The 20,554-nt window shown below is 65.9% G+C and carries 8 protein-coding genes; 4 read left to right on the top strand and 4 right to left on the bottom strand.

Annotated elements, in window-relative coordinates:
* Positions 1-21: 21 nt before the first annotated feature.
* A complete protein-coding gene (locus S58_RS14370) occupies positions 22-546 on the bottom strand; it encodes a gamma-glutamyltransferase (RefSeq protein WP_277996612.1) in 525 nt (174 codons plus the stop codon).
* A 323-nt stretch (positions 547-869) separates the two neighbouring features.
* Here S58_RS14370 and S58_RS14365 point away from each other — a divergent pair, with 323 nt between their 5' ends.
* The 4 genes from S58_RS14365 to S58_RS14350 all read left to right on the top strand — a co-directional run bounded on the left by S58_RS14365 (position 870) and on the right by S58_RS14350 (position 6,404).
* The gene (locus S58_RS14365) at positions 870-1,238 is read left to right on the top strand and encodes a hypothetical protein (protein WP_015666052.1); all 369 of its coding nucleotides are present in this window, start codon (positions 870-872) and stop codon (positions 1,236-1,238) included.
* A gap of 100 nt (positions 1,239-1,338) precedes the next feature.
* Complete coding sequence (locus S58_RS14360; protein ID WP_015666051.1) at positions 1,339-1,731, top strand: FixH family protein; 393 nt, start codon at positions 1,339-1,341, stop codon at positions 1,729-1,731.
* A 78-nt stretch (positions 1,732-1,809) separates the two neighbouring features.
* Positions 1,810-3,234 carry an efflux RND transporter periplasmic adaptor subunit gene (locus S58_RS14355; protein ID WP_015666050.1) on the top strand — a complete coding sequence of 475 codons (1,425 nt, stop codon included), beginning with the start codon at positions 1,810-1,812 and terminating at the stop codon, positions 3,232-3,234.
* A complete protein-coding gene (locus S58_RS14350) occupies positions 3,231-6,404 on the top strand; it encodes an efflux RND transporter permease subunit (RefSeq protein WP_015666049.1) in 3,174 nt (1,057 codons plus the stop codon). Before S58_RS14355 ends, S58_RS14350 begins: the two co-directional genes overlap by 4 nt.
* A gap of 211 nt (positions 6,405-6,615) precedes the next feature.
* Here S58_RS14350 and S58_RS14345 read toward each other — a convergent pair whose 3' ends face one another.
* The 3 genes from S58_RS14345 to S58_RS36440 are packed head-to-tail and all read right to left on the bottom strand — an operon-like array spanning position 6,616 to position 20,541.
* Complete coding sequence (locus tag S58_RS14345) at positions 6,616-8,052, bottom strand: MATE family efflux transporter (protein ID WP_015666048.1); 1,437 nt, start codon at positions 8,050-8,052, stop codon at positions 6,616-6,618.
* Positions 8,053-8,076: 24 nt separating this feature from the next.
* Positions 8,077-14,118, bottom strand: a complete 6,042-nt coding sequence (locus S58_RS14340; protein ID WP_015666047.1) for a non-ribosomal peptide synthetase — start codon at positions 14,116-14,118, stop codon at positions 8,077-8,079.
* Positions 14,119-14,133: 15 nt separating this feature from the next.
* Positions 14,134-20,541, bottom strand: a complete 6,408-nt coding sequence (locus S58_RS36440) for a non-ribosomal peptide synthetase (protein WP_052351212.1) — start codon at positions 20,539-20,541, stop codon at positions 14,134-14,136.
* Positions 20,542-20,554: the final 13 nt, after the last annotated feature.

Below are 20,554 nucleotides of genomic sequence, written 5' to 3'. Positions count from 1 at the left end.
ATTCCAGGCTGCGGGCGCCAGCTACCATCCAAGCGCAGCGCCGTCACGGCGCGGATCAGCCCCTCCGGCCAATGTGCCACTCTGCGGATCGAGCGCAATGCTGTGCGCGTGGCCGGCCATCTCGTTCCATGCGCCCCAGCGATTGATGATGTGTCCTCTTTGCAGAAGCGCACCCACTGCGTCTTCGGGAAAACGGCCCTCAAGGTGCAGGGTATCGCGGGCTTCACCAAGGCCGAGGCGGCCGGACAGGAAGCGCGGCATTTCGATCGCCTCCTGGATGTCGAGGCCGTGATCAATCATCGCCGAATAGAGCTGCAACTGGATCTGCGGCTGTCCGTCCGCCCCCATGCAGCCGAGCACGGACCACAATCTGCCGTCGCGCTTTGCGATTGAGGCGATCAAGGTGTGCAAGGGAATCTTGCCGGGCTCGAGCCGATTGGGATGATCGGGATCGAGCGAGAAATACGCGCTACGGTTCTGGAGTACGACACCGGTGCGGCCCGCGACCAGGCACGAGCCGAAGGCGCCATACAGGCTCTGGATCAGCGAGACGGCACTGGTGGCGATCGCGGCAGCACTTTCGCTGGGTGCCGGAGCGCGCGCCCGCGCGGCTCAGCGCCTCGACCGATCGGCTGATTGACTGGCCCAGAAATCACTGCGCTCTCCCGCTGCGGCCTTTGCGTCGTTTCGAAGGCGCGGCGTCCGTCACGGCCTGCAGGTCTCACATCCAGCTGAAATTATTGGACTTTCCTCTCCAACCCGCGGAGGTGACGGTCACGAGGCTTTGAGCAAAATCAAGTGCTGCCTCGGCCGCTCGAGTATGTTAGTCAGAAGATGGTATTCGCGTCACAAAGGTAGACTCGATCTCGATGCGGCTCGTCCGTACCATCATAGCGTTCGCGATCGCCCTCTCGCTAACGATGCTGCCGATCGGCGCATCGGCGGGTGGCGTCGTGATGTCGTCGGATGACATGCAGACGAGCATGCACATGGGCGATGGCTCCGACATGTCGATGGACGAGTGCTGTCCCGACGGCATGAAGGGACAAACCTCCCCCGCGCACAGCACCAAATGCGGGATGGGTTTCTGCTGCGCCGGCGGGACGGTGGCCCTCGGCGATGTCAGGGTCGTCACCCTTGCGCCCATTGCCATGACGGCGACCACGGTCGCGCTTCCCGCCGATCAGGTCGTCTCTCTTCACAGCGGCAGTCCGCCCTTCCGACCTCCTCGAATCTGATCTCGCCAGAGTTCGACGCGCGCGCAACGTCTGCCCGCGCCAACGACTGACGTGCGCGCAGCGAGCGCCACGGCCGAGATCCATTCATGAGGACAGGACCATGCTTTCCAGAATCAGCATCGCGGCGCTCGCCGCCACCCTTTCGCTTGCCGCATCGGCCGCCATGGCAGGCGCCGGCGACTACACGTTCGAGCCGCTCAATCCGGAGATGAAGAAGGGCGACGACGTCACGCTCGCCATTCGTCTCACCAACAAGCAGACCGGCAAGGCCGTCACTGACGCGGTCATTTTCAAGACCCGGGTCGACATGGCTCCGGACGGCATGGCCGACATGGAATCGCCGGTGGCGCCGCTGCCGTCCAAGGAGCCGGGCATCTACGCCTTCAAGACCGACCTGCCGATGGCCGGCCGCTACCAGGTCACGCTCTCGGCCAAGGTGCAGGGCGAGCCGGAGACCGTCACCGGCAAGGTCATCGTCAAGGCGACGAAGTGAGCTCGCGGGGGCGCTCCCGAGGAGCGCCCCGCCTACCTCCTGCGGATAGCGCGCGCTCGCGCGCCTCACGGTGATGCCATGAACACATTGCGTTTGCTCGCGACCGTCGCACTCGGGGCCGGCATTGGTCTGGGCGGATATTGGTCGACCCGAACGTCGCCCTCGTCTCTTCACACCCCTTTCGCTGCCGCGGCTGCCGATCGGGTGCCGCTCTATTATCGCGATCCGAGCGGAGCTCCGGCGTGGTCCGCGAGCCCCAGGAAGGATGATCGCGGGCGGGACTACCTGCCGGTCTACGACGACGATCAAGCAGCGCCGGAGCCTGCGAAGCCAAAGCAGCAGGCGGACGCGTCACGCAAGATTCTGTACTACCGCAATCCGATGGGCCTGCCGGACACGTCTGCCACCCCCAAGAAGGATCCGATGGGGATGAACTACGTTCCCGTCTACGAAGGCGACGATGCCGATGATGGCGTAGTCAAGCTTTCGCCCGGCAAGATCCAGCGCACCGGCGTGAGATCGACGCCGGTCGAGCGGCGCACGCTCCAAATTGCCGTCAAGGCGCCCGGCACGATCCAGCTCGACGAGCGCCGTGTCTCCGTGATTGCGATGCGAGCTGAAAGCTTCGTCCAGAAGGTGGCCGACGTGACCACGGGCACCCGCGTCAAGGCCGGCCAGCCGCTGATGGAGATCTACAGCTCCGCCATCGCTGCGGCTACGGCGGAATATCTCTCCACCATCAATTCCAACCTCGTCGGCGGTAACGTATCCTACGGCCGCGGCTCGCGCCAACGCCTGACCAATCTGGACGTCCCGGAGCCGGTCATCACTGCGATGGAGAAATCGCGCATCGCCCCCGTCACGGTGCAATGGTCGGCGCCGCGTGACGGCATCGTGCTCGAGCGCAACGCGATCGAAGGCATGCGCGCCAATCCGGGCGACGTGCTGTTCCGGATCGCGGACATCTCGGTGGTCTGGGCGTTGGTGGACGTCGCCGAGCGCGACCTCGGCAGCATCGCGGTTGGACAGCCGGTCACGATCCGCGCGCGCAGCTTTCCCGGACGCAGCTTCACTGGCTCGATCGCGGTCATCTACCCGCAGGTGAACAAGGACACGCGGACGGCGCGCGTGCGGATCGAATTGGCCAATCCCGACCTCGCTCTGCTGCCCGACATGTATGTCGACGCCGAGATCGACACCGCCGCCTCGACCCCCGTGCTGGCCGTACCGGACAATGCCGTGCTCGACACCGGCAGCCGTCAGGCCGTTCTCGTCGACAAGGGCGAAGGCCGCTACGAGCCGCGCGCCGTGAAGCTCGGCCGCCGCGGCGGCAGCTATATCGAGGTCCGCGACGGCCTGTCGGATGGCGAGGCGGTGGTCACGTCCGCCAACTTCCTGATCGACGCCGAAAGCAACCTGAAGGCCGCGCTGAAGAGCTTCGCAGAAGCAGGTGAATCGCAGCCTGCCGACGGCGACCACGCCGGGATGGGAGAGCACAAATGATCGCCCGCATCATCGCCTGGTCGGCCCGCAATCTCCTGCTGGTCCTGTTCGGCACCGGCTTCGCAGCCGCCGCCGGCTTCTACGCGCTCATTCACCTTCCACTCGACGCAATCCCAGATCTGTCCGACACTCAGGTCATCGTCTACACCGAATACCCCGGCCAGGCGCCGCAGGTCATCGAAGATCAGGTCACCTATCCCTTGACGACGGCCATGCTGACGGTGCCGAAGTCGAAGGTCGTGCGCGGCTTCTCGTTCTTCGGCGTGTCGTTCGTCTACGTGATCTTCGAGGACGGCACCGACATCTACTGGGCACGGTCACGCGTCCTGGAGTTCCTGAACAGCGCAACCTCGCGGCTCCCGACGGGCGTGACACCGACGATCGGGCCGGACGCCACCGGCGTCGGCTGGGTCTACCAATACGCTGTTGTCTCGAAGGAGCTGAACCTCGCCGACACCCGCACGATCCAGGACTGGAATCTGAAGTTTGCCCTGGCCAAGGCCGAAGGCGTTGCCGAGGTCGCGAGCATCGGCGGCTTCGTCAAGCAGTACAACGTGGTGCTCGATCCGCAGCGGATGCGCGACCGCGGCATCAGCATGCAGAAGATCCGCGACGCGATCCGCGCCAGCAATGCCGACGTCGGCGGACGAACGGTCGAGCTGTCCGAGTTCGAATACGTCATCCGCGGCAAGGGCTATCTGAAGAGCATCAACGATCTCGGCAATGTCGTGCTGAAGTCCTCCGGCGGGACGCCGGTGCTGCTGCGCGACGTCGCCCATGTCGAGCTCGGACCGGACGAGCGGCGCGGCATTGCCGAGCTGAACGGCGAAGGCGAAGTCGCCAGCGGCATCGTGCTGCAGCGGTTCGGCGTCAACGCGCTGGACGTCATCGAGAACGTCAAGACGCGCTTCAAGGAGATCGCGAGCAGCCTGCCGAAATCAGTCGAGATCGTGCCGGTCTACGACCGCTCGAACCTGATCTATGCGGCCGTCGATACGCTGAAGCACACGCTTCTCGAGGAAAGCATCGTCGTCGCGCTGGTCTGTGTCGTGTTCCTGCTGCACATTCGCAGCGCCCTGGTTGCGATCCTGATGTTGCCGGTCGGCGTATTGATGGCGTTCGGCGCCATGAAGCTGCTGGGGCTCGGCTCCAACATCATGAGCCTGGGCGGCATCGCCATCGCCATCGGCGCGATGGTGGACGCCGCCATCGTCATGATCGAGAACGCGCACAAGCATATCGAGCGCGCCAAGCCCGATCAGTCGCGCGTGCAGATTCTGATCGATGCGGCAGCCGAGGTTGGACCTGCGTTGTTCTTCAGCCTGCTGATCATCACCGTGTCGTTCATGCCGATCTTCACGCTCGAATCGCAGGAAGGCCGGCTGTTCAGCCCGCTCGCCTTCACCAAGACGTTTTCGATGGCCGCGGCAGCGCTGCTGTCGGTGACGCTGGTGCCGGCGCTGATGGTCATCTTTGTCCGCGGCAGGATCGTTCCCGAGCACCGGAATTTCATCAACCGCTTCCTGATCTGGATCTACCGGCCGGTCATCAAGGGCGTGCTGCGGGCCAAGACGTTAGTGATCCTGGTCGCGATCGTCGTGCTTGCCGTCTCGATTTGGCCGGCCCGACAGCTCGGCACCGAGTTCATGCCCAGTTTGAACGAGGGCACGCTGCTCTACATGCCGACCACCCTGCCCGGCATCTCCGTCACCAAGGCGGCCGACCTGATGCAGATGCAGGACCGGATCATCAAGTCGTTCCCGGAGGTCGCTTCGGTCTACGGCAAGGCCGGACGGGCGGCGACCGCGACCGATCCTGCCCCGACCGAGATGTTCGAGACGATCGTGAACCTCAAGCCAAAGGAGCAATGGCGCCCCGGCGTCACCATCGACAGCCTCATTGCCGAGATGGACAAGGCGCTGCAATTCCCCGGCGTCTCCAACGCCTGGACCATGCCGATCAAGGCACGCATCGACATGCTCTCGACCGGCATCCGCACGCCGATCGGGGTCAAGGTGATGGGCACCGACCTGACCGAGATCGACCGCCTCGCCAAGCAGATCGAGCGGGTGATCAAGACCGTGCCGGGAACGTCGTCCGCCTATGCCGAACGCGGGATCGGCGGCTACTACCTGGAGATCACGCCGGACCGCGAGGCGCTCGCACGCTACGGAATCCTGGTGCAGGACGTCCAGGACACGATTGCGGCGGCTCTCGGCGGCCAGACGGTCACCACGACCGTCGAAGGCCGCCAGCGCTTCACGGTCAACATGCGCTACCCGCGCGATCTCCGGGACAATCCGAAGGCCATCGCCAGCGACATCCTGGTGCCGATGCCGGCCGGCGGCGCGGTCCCCCTCGGCGAAGTCGCCAAGGTGGAGCCTGCTCGCGGACCGACCTCGATCCGCACCGAGAACGGGCAGCTTGCGACCTACATCTACGTCGATATCCGTGAACGCGACATCGGAAGCTACGTCGCCGACGCACAGCGTGCCGTCACCGAGAGCATCCAGTTTCCGGCCGGATATTACGTGATCTGGAGCGGCCAGTACGAATATCTGCAGCGCGCGGCGGCTCGCCTGAAGATCGTCATTCCCGTGACGCTCACGATCATCTTCCTGCTGCTGTACCTGAACTTCAGGGCCATCACCGAGACCCTGATCGTGATGCTGTCGCTGCCGTTCGCGCTGGTCGGCGGCATCTGGATGATGTGGTGGCTCGGCTTCAACCTCTCGGTCGCCGTCGCGGTCGGCTTCATCGCCCTCGCCGGCGTGGCCGCCGAAACGGGTGTGGTGATGCTGATCTATCTCGATCATGCACTGGCCGAGATGAAGGCCTTGCGGAGCGCCGAGGGCCGATCATTGAGCCGGCAGGATCTGCAGGACGCCATCATGGAAGGCGCAGTCGAGCGCGTCCGGCCGAAAATGATGACCGTGGTCGCCATCATGGCGGGCCTGCTGCCGATCATGTGGAGCACCGGCACCGGCTCTGAGATCATGCAGCGCATCGCCGTTCCGATGATCGGCGGCATGATCTCCTCGACCCTGCTGACGCTGATCGTCATCCCGGCCATCTTCGGTCTGGTGAAGGGGCGCGGGCTTGCCATCGGCAGCAATCTCGCGGGCGGCCTGCCGACCGACGGATCGCAAGACGTGCCGAAGGCGGCCTGAGCAACGCCTTCAGCGGCATCGCCCCCAAGGGCGATCAAGGGACCCGCCTGATGATTCCAGCGTCGGCGGCCGACGGCACTCGGAAGATGAGTCCGTCGGCCGGCCATGAGACGGGAGCCCACGTGCCGTACGAATCAATCGTTGCTTCTTCAGCCGTGAGATCTCTTACGGGACGACCAAGATGCCTTCGCAAAAAATCGCCTGATCTCGGTCAGAGGCGGCTCATGCGATAGCGCCAGACAAAGCCATAATACGCGAGCTGTGCGACGAGCGCTGCGGCGAACCCTGCTGGATAGCCCATCCAGACGCCGTCCAGCCCAAATGTCCCGGACATCAGGTAGGCGACGGGCACCTGCACCAGCCAGACGCTGGCCAGCGTCATCACGGTTGGCCACCCAACCGTTCCCGACGAGCGCATGACGCCGGCGAGCACGTCGGTGACACCGACGAACACATAGCTCCACAGCACGATCTGTAGGGCGTGCACCGCAATGGCCAACGTCTGGGGATCGACGACGAACCAAGACAAGATCCGCTCCGAGAACAACAGAAGCCCAGCGACGCTCGAGGTCCCCACGAGAACGGAGAGGATCGTGCCGGCCCGTGTCACCCCGTGGAGGCCGTTCAGTTGCCTCGCCCCGATCGCCTGTGCCGCGATCACGGTCGCGGCGAGCCCGACGGCTTGCATCGGGGCGAGCAGATAGCCCACCACCTGGTTCATCGCGCCGTAGGCAGCGGTCGCACTTGATCCAAACGAGTTGACCAATGTGATGACGGCCACTTCGGCCAGCGCGACCACCATCGTTTGAACGCCGCCTGGAATGCCGATGGCGAAAAACGGCCCAACGATCTTTCGATCGATCCGTAGCCGCCGCATCAGCCGGCCATCGAATGCCAAGGGATGCCTGCGCACTCCGAGATAGACCACGAGGCAGGGAAGCGCGATGATCGTAGCGACCATGTTCGCCCAGGGCGCGCTCGTGACACCGAGTTGCGGTAGTCCCGCCCATCCCAGGATCAAGGCCGGAGTAAGCAGCAGAGAGATGGCGAAGTAGACGATCATCACGACGAAGGGGGTTTGCGCGTCTCCTGTTCCTCTCAGGAGAAATGCGTAGGCAAAAAGCACCGTCAGGAGCGGCAATGACACGAACGTCATCCGCGCATAGCCGATCGCCGAACCGAGGATGTCCCCGGGGGTCGCCATGACCCCGAGCAACTCCGGAGCCAGCCAGCTCCCTGCGATCGCGATCACAACGCTGATCGAGAAACAGATGCAGAGGGTCGTTCCGACCACGGCCCTGGCATCCTGCAGATCACCCGCGCCGTAGGCGCGCGCCACGAGCACGATCCCGCCGGAAATCAATCCGATCAGAAAGGAGATGAGGAGAAAGAAGATCGGAAAAAACACCGACGCGACTGCAAGTGCCGATCCGCCGAGGAGTTGTCCGAAATAGATCGCGGTGACCGTTCCCGACAACAGCTGCAATGCCGCGCTGGCGGTCTGCGGAATGGCAAAACGTATCATCGGCCGCCACAGCGACGACCGGCCCTTCAATAGAGGCGGAATGACCGCCTCCTCCCGATCGGGCGCCACGCCCGGCACTGCCGCAGCGAATTCGCCGACCACACGAGAGCGCTGTTTCAGCATCCGGGGAAGCACCTCAGTGTCATGTCATCGCATCGGCACAGGCGCCGCATCGCCAGCAACGTCATCGTCGGATGCGCGATACATCATGAGGGGGCTGCCTTGACCGGGCCAGAGATCGGCGACCCGTTGTTCCGGGTTCGCCACGATGGCCAATACCAGTTCGACGACGTCGTCGAGCAGGCGTTTCATGGCGCTCGCGTCGAAACGTCGCCGACCGAAGATCAGGCGAAAGCTCATGCAGCTATCGAGAGAGATCACAAGGCATAGCGGAAAGTCGAGACCGGCCTCGAAACTTCCGAACGAAACGACCCTGATCCTGTCTGGATCGTCCACCTCATGGCCTGCAATCGAGTGATTGGCGGGATAGTTCTCGAAGACCACGACCGACTCGAACATCCGCTGATCGGACGGCAGATCGAGCCAGCCTTGAATCTCACTCAACAGACAGCGGTCGTGCATCTGCTCTTCCGCCTGCCCCGCCTGCAGCTCCGCGAGCCACTCGGCCAGACGCAGGTCGCGCAGGAGCTTGATCCGCCGTGGCAGATTGTTGGTACAAAGTCCGACGATCCGTTCGACGCCTTTGACATCACCTGGCCGGACAGCCGTCGTCATGCCGAACAACTGCTCGGCACCGCCATCGGCTTGACGCGCAAGCGCGAGGCTCCAGGCCGCTTGGACCAGCGTATTGGCCGTCACCCGCAACGCCTGCGCGGCGGTCTGAATCTTCGCAGTCAGGCGTTCCAGAATGCGGGCATGGACCTCGCCTGCGCTATCGGCCGTTTCCGTCGCACTGCCGCTCGGCAGGTTGAGCCGGCACGGTAGGTCTGCGCCGTTCAGACGGCTCGTCCAGAATGCGCGGCTTGTATTGCGGTCCGCCGAACCATGCCAGGCCAGATAGTCACGATACGAAGCCGGCGCCGGCAGCATCGGCGTCCGATCCTGATGCGCGGCATCATATAGCTCCAATAGCTCGCGCAACACCATCGGGACCGACCAACCGTCGAGCAGGATGTGATGGAAGCTCAGGACCAGGGTATGGCGCGTCCTGGAATGACGGAGCAGAGCGGCCCGCAGCACGTCGCCGCCGGAAAGATCGAAGCCGCCTGCCCTGTCTTCGGCGAGAAAGGTGGCCAGGTCAGATTCCATCACGTCCGGCGGCAACGCCGTCCAGTCTGCAAAGAACAAGCGAGGTCGAGCTGTCCGCCTTACGATCTGGACCGGATCGCCATCGTCATCCGGGAATGCTACGCGCAAGGATCCGTGACGCGCGATCAATCCCTGCCAAGCCGTATCGAGCGCATGTTCATCCAGCGCTCCCTCGAGGGTCAGCCAGAGTTGCTCATGGTAGGCGCCGCTGTCCGGCGCGCGGCGCGCATGCGTGAGCATGATATGCTGCATCGGACCGAGCGGCCAGATATCGTCGATATCAGGGTATCTGTCCTGGAGCAGGTTCAGGCGAGCTTCGTCGAGCTCGACCAGCGAAAAATCGGAGCGCGTGAACTGTCCCACCTGACGTGCGCGGCAATGACGAATCAATCCCGTCAGCGCCGCCATGAAGCGTTCGGCCAGATCTGCGATCGAGGCCCGATCATGCGCGCCAGGCGACCACCGCCACTCGATGAGCAACGCGTCGCCTCTGATCACCGAGACGATTTCGAGCAGATGATCCCTCTCCCGCTCCGGCGCGATCACCGGGCCCGGGTCTTCGAGCGCCAGCTGCCACCCCGCCGCATTGCGTTGATCGAAGCGTCCAAGATAGTTGAAGCTGACCGACGCACGCGGCAGCGCTTGCAGGATGCCGGCCGTCTTTTCATTCAGGTGGCGCAGAAGGCCCCAGCCGATGCCGTCTTGCGGCACATCACGGAGGTAGTCCTTGGTTCGCCGCAGCACCGTTCCCGCGGCGGGACCGCCGCTCCTGACATCAGCGATATCAATCCCTCCGGCGTCGAGCCGGACGGGAAACATCGTGGTGAACCAGCCGACGGTGCGGGACAAATCGACGCTTTCGAAGATATCATCCCGGCCATGCCCTTCGAGGTCGACGAGACTGACCGTCTCCCTCGCGCCCCGTGCGGCGCGCCAATCAGCCAGCCCGACGCCGAGCGCGGCGAGCAAAACGTCGTTGATCCGGCTGTGATAGGCTTTCGGCACCTCGGTCAAGAGCGCCTGGGTCTCGTCGGCCGACAGCTCGGTCGTCAGGCTCTCGGTTTCTCCGTAGGTCTGATGGCGCAGACCCATCGTGCGGTCGACGGACAGTGGCAGGGCATCTCGACAGGTCGATATCCAGTATTCGAGTTCGCCGACCGCTTGGACTCCCTGCGCATGGTTCGCCAGCCGTCTTGCCCAGCTCCCGAACGATGTTGCCTTCTCCGGCAGAGTGATGGTCTCTCCGCGTTCGAGCTGGTCGTAGCCAGCCATCAAATCCTCAATGATGATCCGCCACGAGACGCCATCGACAACCAGATGATGGATCACCAGCAACAGCCGCCCGGGTGTCTCGGCGCCGAAGTCGAACCATGCCGCGGCGACGAGCCGGCCGTCCGTCGGATCCAGGCTTCCCTGAAGCGTCGCAGCGGCCGCGGTCAGCTGTTCGGCGCGGAGCTGTGGCGCGAGCTCGGCGAGGTCGACATGGACGAGCGTGACCGGGACGTCTCCAACCGAGAGGGGCTCCTGCCGCCAGCCAGTCGCGTCCTGGACAAAGCGGCTGCGCAGCGCGTCATGATGGATCAGGAGTGACGCAATCGCGCGCTCGAGCCGCGCAGGCCTGATGTCGGGCGGCACCTGCAGCAACACGGATTGATTGAAGTAGTTGATCGGGCCGGATTGAGCAAAGAACCAATGCTGGATCGGGATCAGTGGCGATGGTCCTCCGATCTGATCCGGCTCGGCAGGACTTTGCGACGCAGCGGCCGTGCGGGCCAGCGCGGCGACCGTTTGATGCTGAAAGATCTGTCGAGGCGTGATCGCGATCCCCGCAGCCCGCGCACGCGATACCACCTGCATGGACTGAATCGAGTCGCCGCCGAGCTCGAAGAAGTTGTCGTGGATGCCGACACGTTCGAGGTTGAGCACGTCGGCGAACAGGCCGGCGAGCACGGTCTCGACCGGGTTGCGCGGCGGCTGGTCGGCGCCGTCACGGCGACGATCCGGCGCCGGCAGCGCATTGCGGTCGAGCTTGCCGTTCGGTGTCAGCGGCAGCGACGCCAGCGCCACGATCGCCGACGGCACCATGTAGTCCGGCAGCGATCGCTGCAGCTGCTGACGCAGGCTCTCGACATCGAGCTGGGTCTCAGGCTGCGCCACCACATAGCCCACCAGCCGCTTGCCGCCGCCATCCTCGCGCAGCACTACCGCCGCCTGGGCGATCCCTGTTTGCGCCGACAGCGCCGCCTCGATCTCACCGAGCTCGATGCGGAAGCCGCGCAGCTTCACCTGGTGGTCGAGCCGGCCGAGATAATCCAGCGCGCCATCCGCCCGCCACCGCGCCAGGTCCCCGGTGCGATACAGCCGCTCGCCACGCGCGAATGGACTCGGCACGAACCGCTCCGCGGTCAGCGAGGGGCGGTGCAGATAGCCCCGCGCCAATCCGACGCCGCCGATGTAGAGCTCGCCCGCAACGCCGATCGGCACCGGTTCAAGTCGTGCGTCCAGGAGGTAAACCCGGGTGTTCGGCAAGGCACGGCCGATCGGCGGACGGCGCTCGTCACCGCAGCGAGCCATCGTCGTGCACACGCTGGACTCGGTCGGGCCGTAGGCGTTGAACACGCTGCGGCCCGCGAGCCACGGCCGCAGCAGCTCGGCCGTGCAGGCCTCGCCGCCCGCGATCAGGACCTTCAGCTCAGGCAGCAATGCCACCGGCAAGGCTGCCAGCGCCGCCGGCGGCAGCAGCACCGCCGTCACCCGCTGCCGCTGCAGAACCTCGCGCAGCGGCTCGCCCGGCATCAGATCATGCTGGGCCGCCAGCACCAGCGCCGCGCCCACCCGCCAGCTCATCACCAGATCCCACACCGCCGCATCGAAGCTGATCGACGCGAACTGCAGGATGCGGTCGCTCGCCGTGAGCGGCAGCTGGTCGAGCTGCGCATCGGCCAGGTTCATGATGCCGCGATGCGACGTCATCACTCCCTTCGGCCGTCCCGTCGAGCCGGAGGTGTAGATCACATAGGCCAGGTGATCCGCATCGCAGGCCGTGACTGGCGCAATGTCCGGATGCGCCGCGATGGCGGCAGCATCTGCATCGAGCCGCACCAACGTCGTATCCGCCGCCGGCAGCCGCTCCAGCAGCGCCGCCTGCGTCACCAGCACGTTCACCTTGGCATCATCCAGCATATAGGCCAGCCGCTCCGCCGGATAACGCGGATCGAGCGGCAGGTACGCGCCGCCCGCCTTGAGGATGCCGAGCACGCCGACCACCATGTCGAGCGAACGCTCCACACACAGTCCAACGATGACGTCGGGGCCGACGCCGAGGCTCTGCAGATGATGCGCGAGCTGATTGGCTCGCCGCTCCAGCGCGCCATAGCTCAGCTCCGCGTCATCCATCACCAGCGCGACCGCTGCCGGATCCCGTTCCGCCTGCTCCGCGAACAGCTCGTGCAAACAGCGATCCTGCGCATAGACCGCGCTGCCGCCGCTCCACGCCACAAGCTGCTGCCGCTCCGCAGCACTCAGCAGGCTCAGCTCCGACAGACGCCCGTCGGGGTTCGCCGCGATGCCCTGCAGCAGCCGGACGAAATGCTCCGCCAGCCGCGCGATCGTGTCGGCATCGAACAGGTCCGTGGCATAGACCAGCGTCGCCGCCAGGCCGCCCTGCTCCTCGGTCATCGCCAGTTCGAGATCGAACTTCGCCGCCACCGCGTCCGCCGCGAACGGCTCCAGCTTCAGCCCGGGCAGACCGCGCGAACGCTGCGGTGTGTTCTGCAGCGCGAACACCATTTGGAACACCGGCTCGCGGCTGAGATCGCGGACCGGATGCAGCGCCTCCACCAGCTTCTCGAACGGCAGGTCCTGATGCGCATAGGCGTCGAGCGCGGTCGCCTTGATCTGCCGCAGCACGTCGCGGAATGAGCCGGCGCCCGAGACGTCGCAGCGCAATGCCAGCATGTTGACGAAGAAGCCGATCAGCCGCTCGGTCTCGATCCGGCTGCGGCCCGCGACCGGCGTCCCCACCACCACATCGTCCTGCCCGCTCCAGCGCGACAGCAGCACGTCGTAAGCAGCCAGCAGCACCATGAACAGCGTCGCACCTTCCTGCCGTGCCAGCGCCGTCAGCGCCGCCGTGCAGGTCGACTCCACTGAGAACCGGTGCACCGCGCCGCGGAGGCTCGGCACTGCCGGCCGCGGCCGGTCGGTGGCCAGCTCGATGCCGACCGGCGCGCCGGCAAGCTGCGTCGTCCAGTAGTCGAGCTGCCGCTGCAGCGCGGTCTCCTCCAGCCAGCGCCGCTGCCACACCGCATAGTCGGCATATTGGATCGGCAAGTCCGGCAGCGGTGACGGCCGCCCCGTGCAGAACGCCGCATACAGCGTCTCGACCTCGCCGAGCAGGACCCCCATCGACCAGCCATCCGACACGATGTGATGCATCGACAGCACCAGCACGTGCACGTCGGGCGACATCTGCAACAGCGCCACGCGCAACAGCCGGTCTCGTGACAGATCGAACGGCTGCCGCATCAGCGCGTCCGCCCGTTGCCGCGCCTCGTCCTCCGTCGCGACCATCTCCGGTGCCAGCGCCACCGGCCATGGCGGATCAATCACCTGCATCGCGCTCTCGCCGCGCACCTCGAACCGCGTCCGCAGGCTCTCATGCCGCCGCACCACGTCGCTCAACGCCGCCGACAGCGCGTCGGCATCCAGCTTCCCCACCAGACGTACCGCCGCCGTCACCAGATAGCTGCTGCCGGACAGGCCAAGCTGCTCCACGAACCACAGCCGCTCCTGGCCATGCGAGAGCGGCGCTTCGACCTGGGCGAGACGGGGAATGCCCGGAGATCCAGGCCGCCCCACCGCGGCCGTCGCGAGCCGGCGCTGCAGCAGCTCTCGTCGCAACGATGCAATATCGGTCATCTCTGATGCTCCGGCTCAACTCACGGATTCGATGGACTGGAGTTCGATCCGGTCCAGGTCCTGCAAGGCGATTTCGATTTCTGCCGGCGTCATCGTTTCGATCTCGCTCGCGAGTGCCTGCTCCGCATGCTCCGCCAGCCCTGCAATTGTCGGGGCCATGAAGATCAGACGAACGGGCAGTGCGATGCCGAGCGTGGCCCTGATACGTTCGAGCAGTTGCATCGCCAGCAACGAATGGCCGCCGAGCTCGAAGAAGTTGTCGTGGATGCCGACACGTTCGAGGTTGAGCACGTCGGCGAACAGGCCGGCGAGCACGGTCTCGACCGGGTTGCGCGGCGGCTGGTCGGCGCCGTCACGGCGACGATCCGGCGCCGGCAGCGCATTGCGGTCGAGCTTGCCGTTCGGTGTCAGCGGCAGCGACGCCAGCGCCACGATCGCCGACGGCACCATGTAGTCCGGCAGCGATCGCTGCAGCTGCTGACGCAGGCTCTCGACATCGAGCTGGGTCTCAGGCTGCGCCACCACATAGCCCACCAGCCGCTTGCCGCCGCCATCCTCGCGCAGCACTACCGCCGCCTGGGCGATCCCTGTTTGCGCCGACAGCGCCGCCTCGATCTCACCGAGCTCGATGCGGAAGCCGCGCAGCTTCACCTGGTGGTCGAGCCGGCCGAGATAATCCAGCGCGCCATCCGCCCGCCACCGCGCCAGGTCCCCGGTGCGATACAGCCGCTCGCCACGCGCGAATGGACTCGGCACGAACCGCTCCGCGGTCAGCGAGGGGCGGTGCAGATAGCCCCGCGCCAATCCGACGCCGCCGATGTAGAGCTCGCCCGCAACGCCGATCGGCACCGGTTCAAGTCGTGCGTCCAGGAGGTAAACCCGGGTGTTCGGCAAGGCACGGCCGATCGGCGGACGGCGCTCGTCACCGCAGCGAGCCATCGTCGTGCATACGCTGGCCTCGGTCGGGCCGTAGGCGTTGAACACGCTGCGGCCCGCAAGCCACGGCCGCAGCAGCTCGGCCGTGCAGGCCTCGCCGCCCGCGATCAGGACCTTCAGCTCAGGCAGCAATGCCACCGGCAAGGCTGCCAGCGCCGCCGGCGGCAGCAGCACCGCCGTCACCCGCTGCCGCTGCAGAACCTCGCGCAGCGGCTCGCCCGGCATCAGATCATGCTGGGCCGCCAGCACCAGCGCCGCGCCCACCCGCCAGCTCATCACCAGATCCCACACCGCCGCATCGAAGCTGATCGACGCGAACTGCAGGATTCGATCACTTGCTTGCAGCGGCAGCTGGCCGAGCTGCGCATCGGCCAGGTTCATGATGCCGCGATGCGACGTCATCACTCCCTTCGGCCGCCCCGTCGAGCCGGAGGTGTAGATCACATAGGCCAGGTGATCCGCATCGCAGGCCGTGACTGGCGCAATGTCCGGATGCGCCGCGATGGCGGCAGCATCTGCATCGAGCCGCACCAACGTCGTATCCGTCGCCGGCAGCCGCTCCAGCAGCGCCGCCTGCGTCACCAGCACGTTCACCCTGGCATCATCCACCATATAGGCCAGCCGCTCCGCCGGATAACGCGGATCGAGCGGCAGGTACGCGCCGCCCGCCTTGAGGATGCCGAGCACGCCGACCACCATGTCGAGCGAACGCTCCACACAGAGGCCAACAATCACGTCGGGACCGACGCCGAGGCTCTGCAGATGATGCGCCAGCTGATTGGCTCGCCGCTCCAGCGCGCCATAGCTCAGCTCCTCGTCATCCATCACCAGCGCGACCGCTGCCGGATCCCGTTCCGCCTGCTCCGCGAACAGCTCGTGCAAACAGCGATCCTGCGCATAGACCGCGCTGCTGCCGTTCCAAGCCACAAGCTGCTGCCGCTCCGCAGCACTCAGCAAACTCAGCTCCGACAGACGCCCGTCGGGGTTCGCCGCGATGCCCTGCAGCAGCCGGACGAAATGCTCCGCCAGCCGCGCGATCGTCTCGGCATCGAACAGGTCCGTGGCATAGACCAGCGTCGCCGACAGGGCGCCCTGCTCCTCGGTCATCGCCAGTTCGAGATCGAACTTCGCCGCCACCGCGTCCGCCGCGAACGGCTCCAGCTTCAGCCCGGGCAGACCGCGCGAACGTTGCGGTGTGTTCTGCAGCGCGAACACGATTTGGAACACCGGCTCGCGGCTGAGATCGCGGACCGGATGCAGCGCCTCCACCAGCTTCTCGAACGGCAGGTCCTGATGCGCATAGGCGTCGAGCGCGGTCGCCTTGATCTGCCGCAGCACGTCGCGGAATGAGCCGGTGCCCGAGACGTCGCAGCGCAACGCCAGCATGTTGACGAAGAAGCCGATCAGCCGCTCGGTCTCGATCCGGCTGCGGCCCGCGACCGGCGTCCCCACCACCACATCGTCCTGCCCGCTCCAGCGCGACAGCAGCACGTCGTAAGCAGCCAGCAGCACCATGAACAGCGTCGCACCTTCCTGCCGTGCCAGCGCCGTCAGCGCCGCCGTGCAGGTCGACTCCACTGAGAACCGGTGCACCGCGCCGCGGAGGCTCGGCACTGCCGGCCGCGGCCGGTCGGTGGCCAGCTCGATGCCGACCGGCGCGCCGGCAAGCTGCGTCGTCCAGTAGTCGAGCTGCCGCTGCAGCGCGGTCTCCTCCAGCCAGCGCCGCTGCCACACCGCATAGTCGGCATATTGGATCGGCAAGTCCGGCAGCGGTGACGGCCGCCCCGTGCAGAACGCCGCATACAGCGTCTCGACCTCGCCGAGCAGGACCCCCATCGACCAGCCATCCGACACGATGTGATGCATCGACAGCACCAGCACGTGCACGTCGGGCGACATCTGCAACAGCGCCACGCGCAACAGCCGGTCCCGTGACAGATCGAACGGCTGCCGCATCAGCGCGTCCGCCCGTTGCCGCGCCTCGTCCTCCGTCGCGACCATCTCCGGTGCCAGCGCCACCGGCCATGGCGGATCGATCACCTGCATCGCACTCTCGCCGCGCACCTCGAACCGCGTCCGCAGGCTCTCATGCCGCCGCACCACGTCGCTCAACGCCGCCGACAGCGCGTCGGCATCCAGCTTCCCCACCAGACGTACCGCCGCCGTCACCAGATAGCTGCTGCCGGACAGGCCAAGCTGCTCCACGAACCACAGCCGCTCCTGGCCATGCGAGAGCGGCAACGGCTGTTGTCTTGGGACCGGCAGCAACGGTGCGACGGTGCTCTCCGGTGCGAGGCTCAAGCGCGCAGCCAGGCCTGCGACCGTTGGCGCCTCGAACAGCACGCGCAACGGGACCTGGACACTCAGCTCTCGCTGGGCACGTGCCACGACCTGGGTGGCGAGCAGCGAGTGTCCTCCGCAGGCGAAGAAATCATCGTGGATGCCCACGTGTTCGACGCCAAGAACGTCCATAAAGATCGACGCCAGGATGGTTTCGGCGGCATTGCGCGGCGCCGCATCGATGTCCGTCGATCCGAACTCCGGCGCCGGCAGCGCGTTGCGGTCGAGCTTGCCGTTCGGCGTCAGCGGCAACGCCGCGAGCATCACGATCGCCGACGGCACCATGTAGTCCGGCAGTGTCCGCTGCAGCCGCCCCCGCAACGTCTCCACGTCGATCGCGGCGCCAGGTTGCACCACCACGTAACCCACCAGCCGCTTGCCACCGGCGTCCTCGCGCAGCACCACCGCGGCCTGGGCAACACCGATTTGCGCCGTCAGCGCCGCCTCGATCTCGCCGAGTTCGATCCGGAAGCCGCGCAGCTTCACCTGGTGATCGAGCCGGCCGAGATAATCCAGCGCGCCATCCGCCCGCCACCGCGCCAGGTCCCCGGTGCGATACAGCCGCTCGCCACGCGCGAATGGACTCGGCACGAACCGCTCCGCCGTCAGCGAGGGACGATGCAGATAACCCCGCGCCAATCCGACGCCGCTGATGTAGAGCTCGCCGGCAACGCCGATCGGCACCGGCTCCAGACGGGGGTCGAGCACGTAGAGCTGGATGTTGCTGATCGGCCGGCCGATCGGCACCTGCGTTGCCTCCGGCTCGAGCCGACACGCCCAGGCGCTGACGTCGACCGCCGCCTCCGTCGGGCCGTACAGATTGTGCAGCCGGCTCGCGAGCGCCGTGAGGAATCGGGTCTGCGTCTCCGCCGGCAGCGCCTCGCCGCTGCAGATCACGTCGCGCAGGCTGCCGCAGCGGCCGAGTTCCGCCGTCTCCAGGAACGCCTGCAGCATCGACGGCACGAAGTGCATCACCGTCACACTGTGACGCTCGATCAGCTCTGACAGATAGGCCGGATCCTGATGCCCGCCGGGACGCGCGATCACCAGTTCTGCGCCTTGCATCAGCGGCCAGAAGAACTCCCAAACCGAGACATCGAAGCCGAACGGCGTCTTCTGCATCACGACGTCCTCCGGCCTCAGCCGGTAGGCGTCCTGCATCCAGGCGAGCCGGTTGACGATGCCGCGATGACTGTTCATCACGCCCTTCGGCCGCCCCGTCGAGCCGGACGTGTAGATCACGTAAGCGAGGTTGTCCGGAGTGCAGGCCACGACGGGCGCACTATCAGGATAACCCGCGATAGCGGCAGCATCGGCTTTGAACTGCACCACGACCGCATCACTCGCCGGCAACCGCGCGGTGAGCGCATCCTGCGCCAGCAGCACGCGCGCGCCGGCATCCTCCAGCATGATTGCCAGCCGCTCCGGTGGGAGGCTCGGATCCAGCGGCAGGTAGGCGCCGCCAGCCTTCAAGATGCCGAGCAGCCCGATCACCATCTCCAGCGAGCGCTCGGCGCAGATGCCGACCACGACATCGGGGCCGACGCCGCGGCTCTGCAGCTGACGTGCAAGCTGGTTGGCTTGACGCTCCAGCCCGTCGTAACCGAGCGTCTCGCCCTCGAAGCGCAACGCAATCGCCTCGGGTGTCCGCCGCGCCTGCGCCTCGATCAGCTCATGCAGCAGCCCCTGCGGATAGCTCATCGCCGTCGCGTTGAAGGCGCTCACGACCTCCTGGCGTTCCGCTCCGCTCAGCAACGGGATCGATCCCAGCTGCCGGGCGGGATCCGCGACGATCTCACCGAGCAAATGCCCGAGATGCCCAAGCATGCGTTCGAGCGCGGTCGCAGCGAACCGCTCCGCATCATAGATCAGTTTGAAAGTGACCGATGTGTCGACCGTGACCTGCAGCGTCAGTGGATAGCTCGTCCGTTCCGTCGTGCAGGCGTCGCTGATCCGGAGTTGCTCCGAAATGCCGGTCGTAGCCGACATCGCCACCGGATAGTTCTCATAGGCGACGATGCTCTCGAACAGCGCCGTTCCGTCCGCAACCTCGCTCCAGCGCTGCACCAGCGGCAATGGACTATATTGATACTCTGTCAGCTCGCTCTGCCGCGCCTGGATCACGCGCAGCCATTCCAGCACCGTCGCGGCGTCCGACAATCCGACTCGCAGTGGCAGCGTATTGACGAAGAGACCCACCGTACGCTCGACATCGGGAAGCTCCGCCGGACGGCCCGACAGCGTCACACCGAATACCACGTCGTCAGAGCCGCAGTAGCGGCCGAGCAGCAGCGCCCAGGCGCCCTGCACCAGGGTGTTCATGGTCAACTTGTGTTCTCGCGCGAATCTTTCGACCGCGGCGAAATCGACCTTTGGAGTGTGATGAAGCTCGCCATGTCGCTCCCCGTGCCGCTCGTCACCGCTTGGCCTCGCAAGCGTCAACGAGGACGGTGTATCGAACCCGGCCAGGCGCCGGCGCCAATGCGCTTCCGCCCGCGCCAGGTCCTGGCGCTGCAGCCAGCCGATATAGTCCTTGAACGGCCGTAGCGGCGACAGCTTCGGCGTCTCATGCCGGCTCAGCGCCGCATAGGCCGTCAGCACGTCGTCGAGCAAAAGCGGGATCGACCAGCCGTCCAGCACGATGTGATGCACATTCCACAACAGCCGGTGATCGTGATCGCCGATCCGGATCAGGCTGAGCCGCATCAGGGGCGGCTGCGCAAAGTCGAAGCCACGGCTGCGCTCGGCCTGCTGCAGCTCGGCAAAGCGTCTGTCCTGCTCCGCTGCCGGCAGATGCCGCCAGTCCTCGCAGTCAAACCGCAATGCCGCCTCGCGCAGCACCACCTGCAAGGGCACGTCGAGATCGTGGCCGACGAAGGCGGTGCGCAGCACCGCATGCCGCGCAATCGCCAGCTTCCAGGCTTGCTCGAACGCATCGGCATCCAGCGCGCCTTGCAGCCGGCACGCCAGCGAGATCACATAGACCGCTGCATCCGGCTCATACAGGCTGTGGAACAACAGGCCCCGCTGCAGCGGTGACAGCGGATAGATGTCCGCGACCCGCCGCGGACCTCCGACCGATGCGATCACGCGCTCCAGCGCCTCCTGACCGAGCCGCTTCTTGTTCTGGTTCGAGTCCATGGTCATTGCTCGGCTCCAA

Origin of the sequence: Bradyrhizobium oligotrophicum S58 (assembly GCF_000344805.1) — a bacterium.
Taxonomy (GTDB): Bacteria; Pseudomonadota; Alphaproteobacteria; order Rhizobiales; family Xanthobacteraceae; genus Bradyrhizobium; species Bradyrhizobium oligotrophicum.
This window is presented reverse-complemented; position numbering and strand designations above follow the sequence as displayed.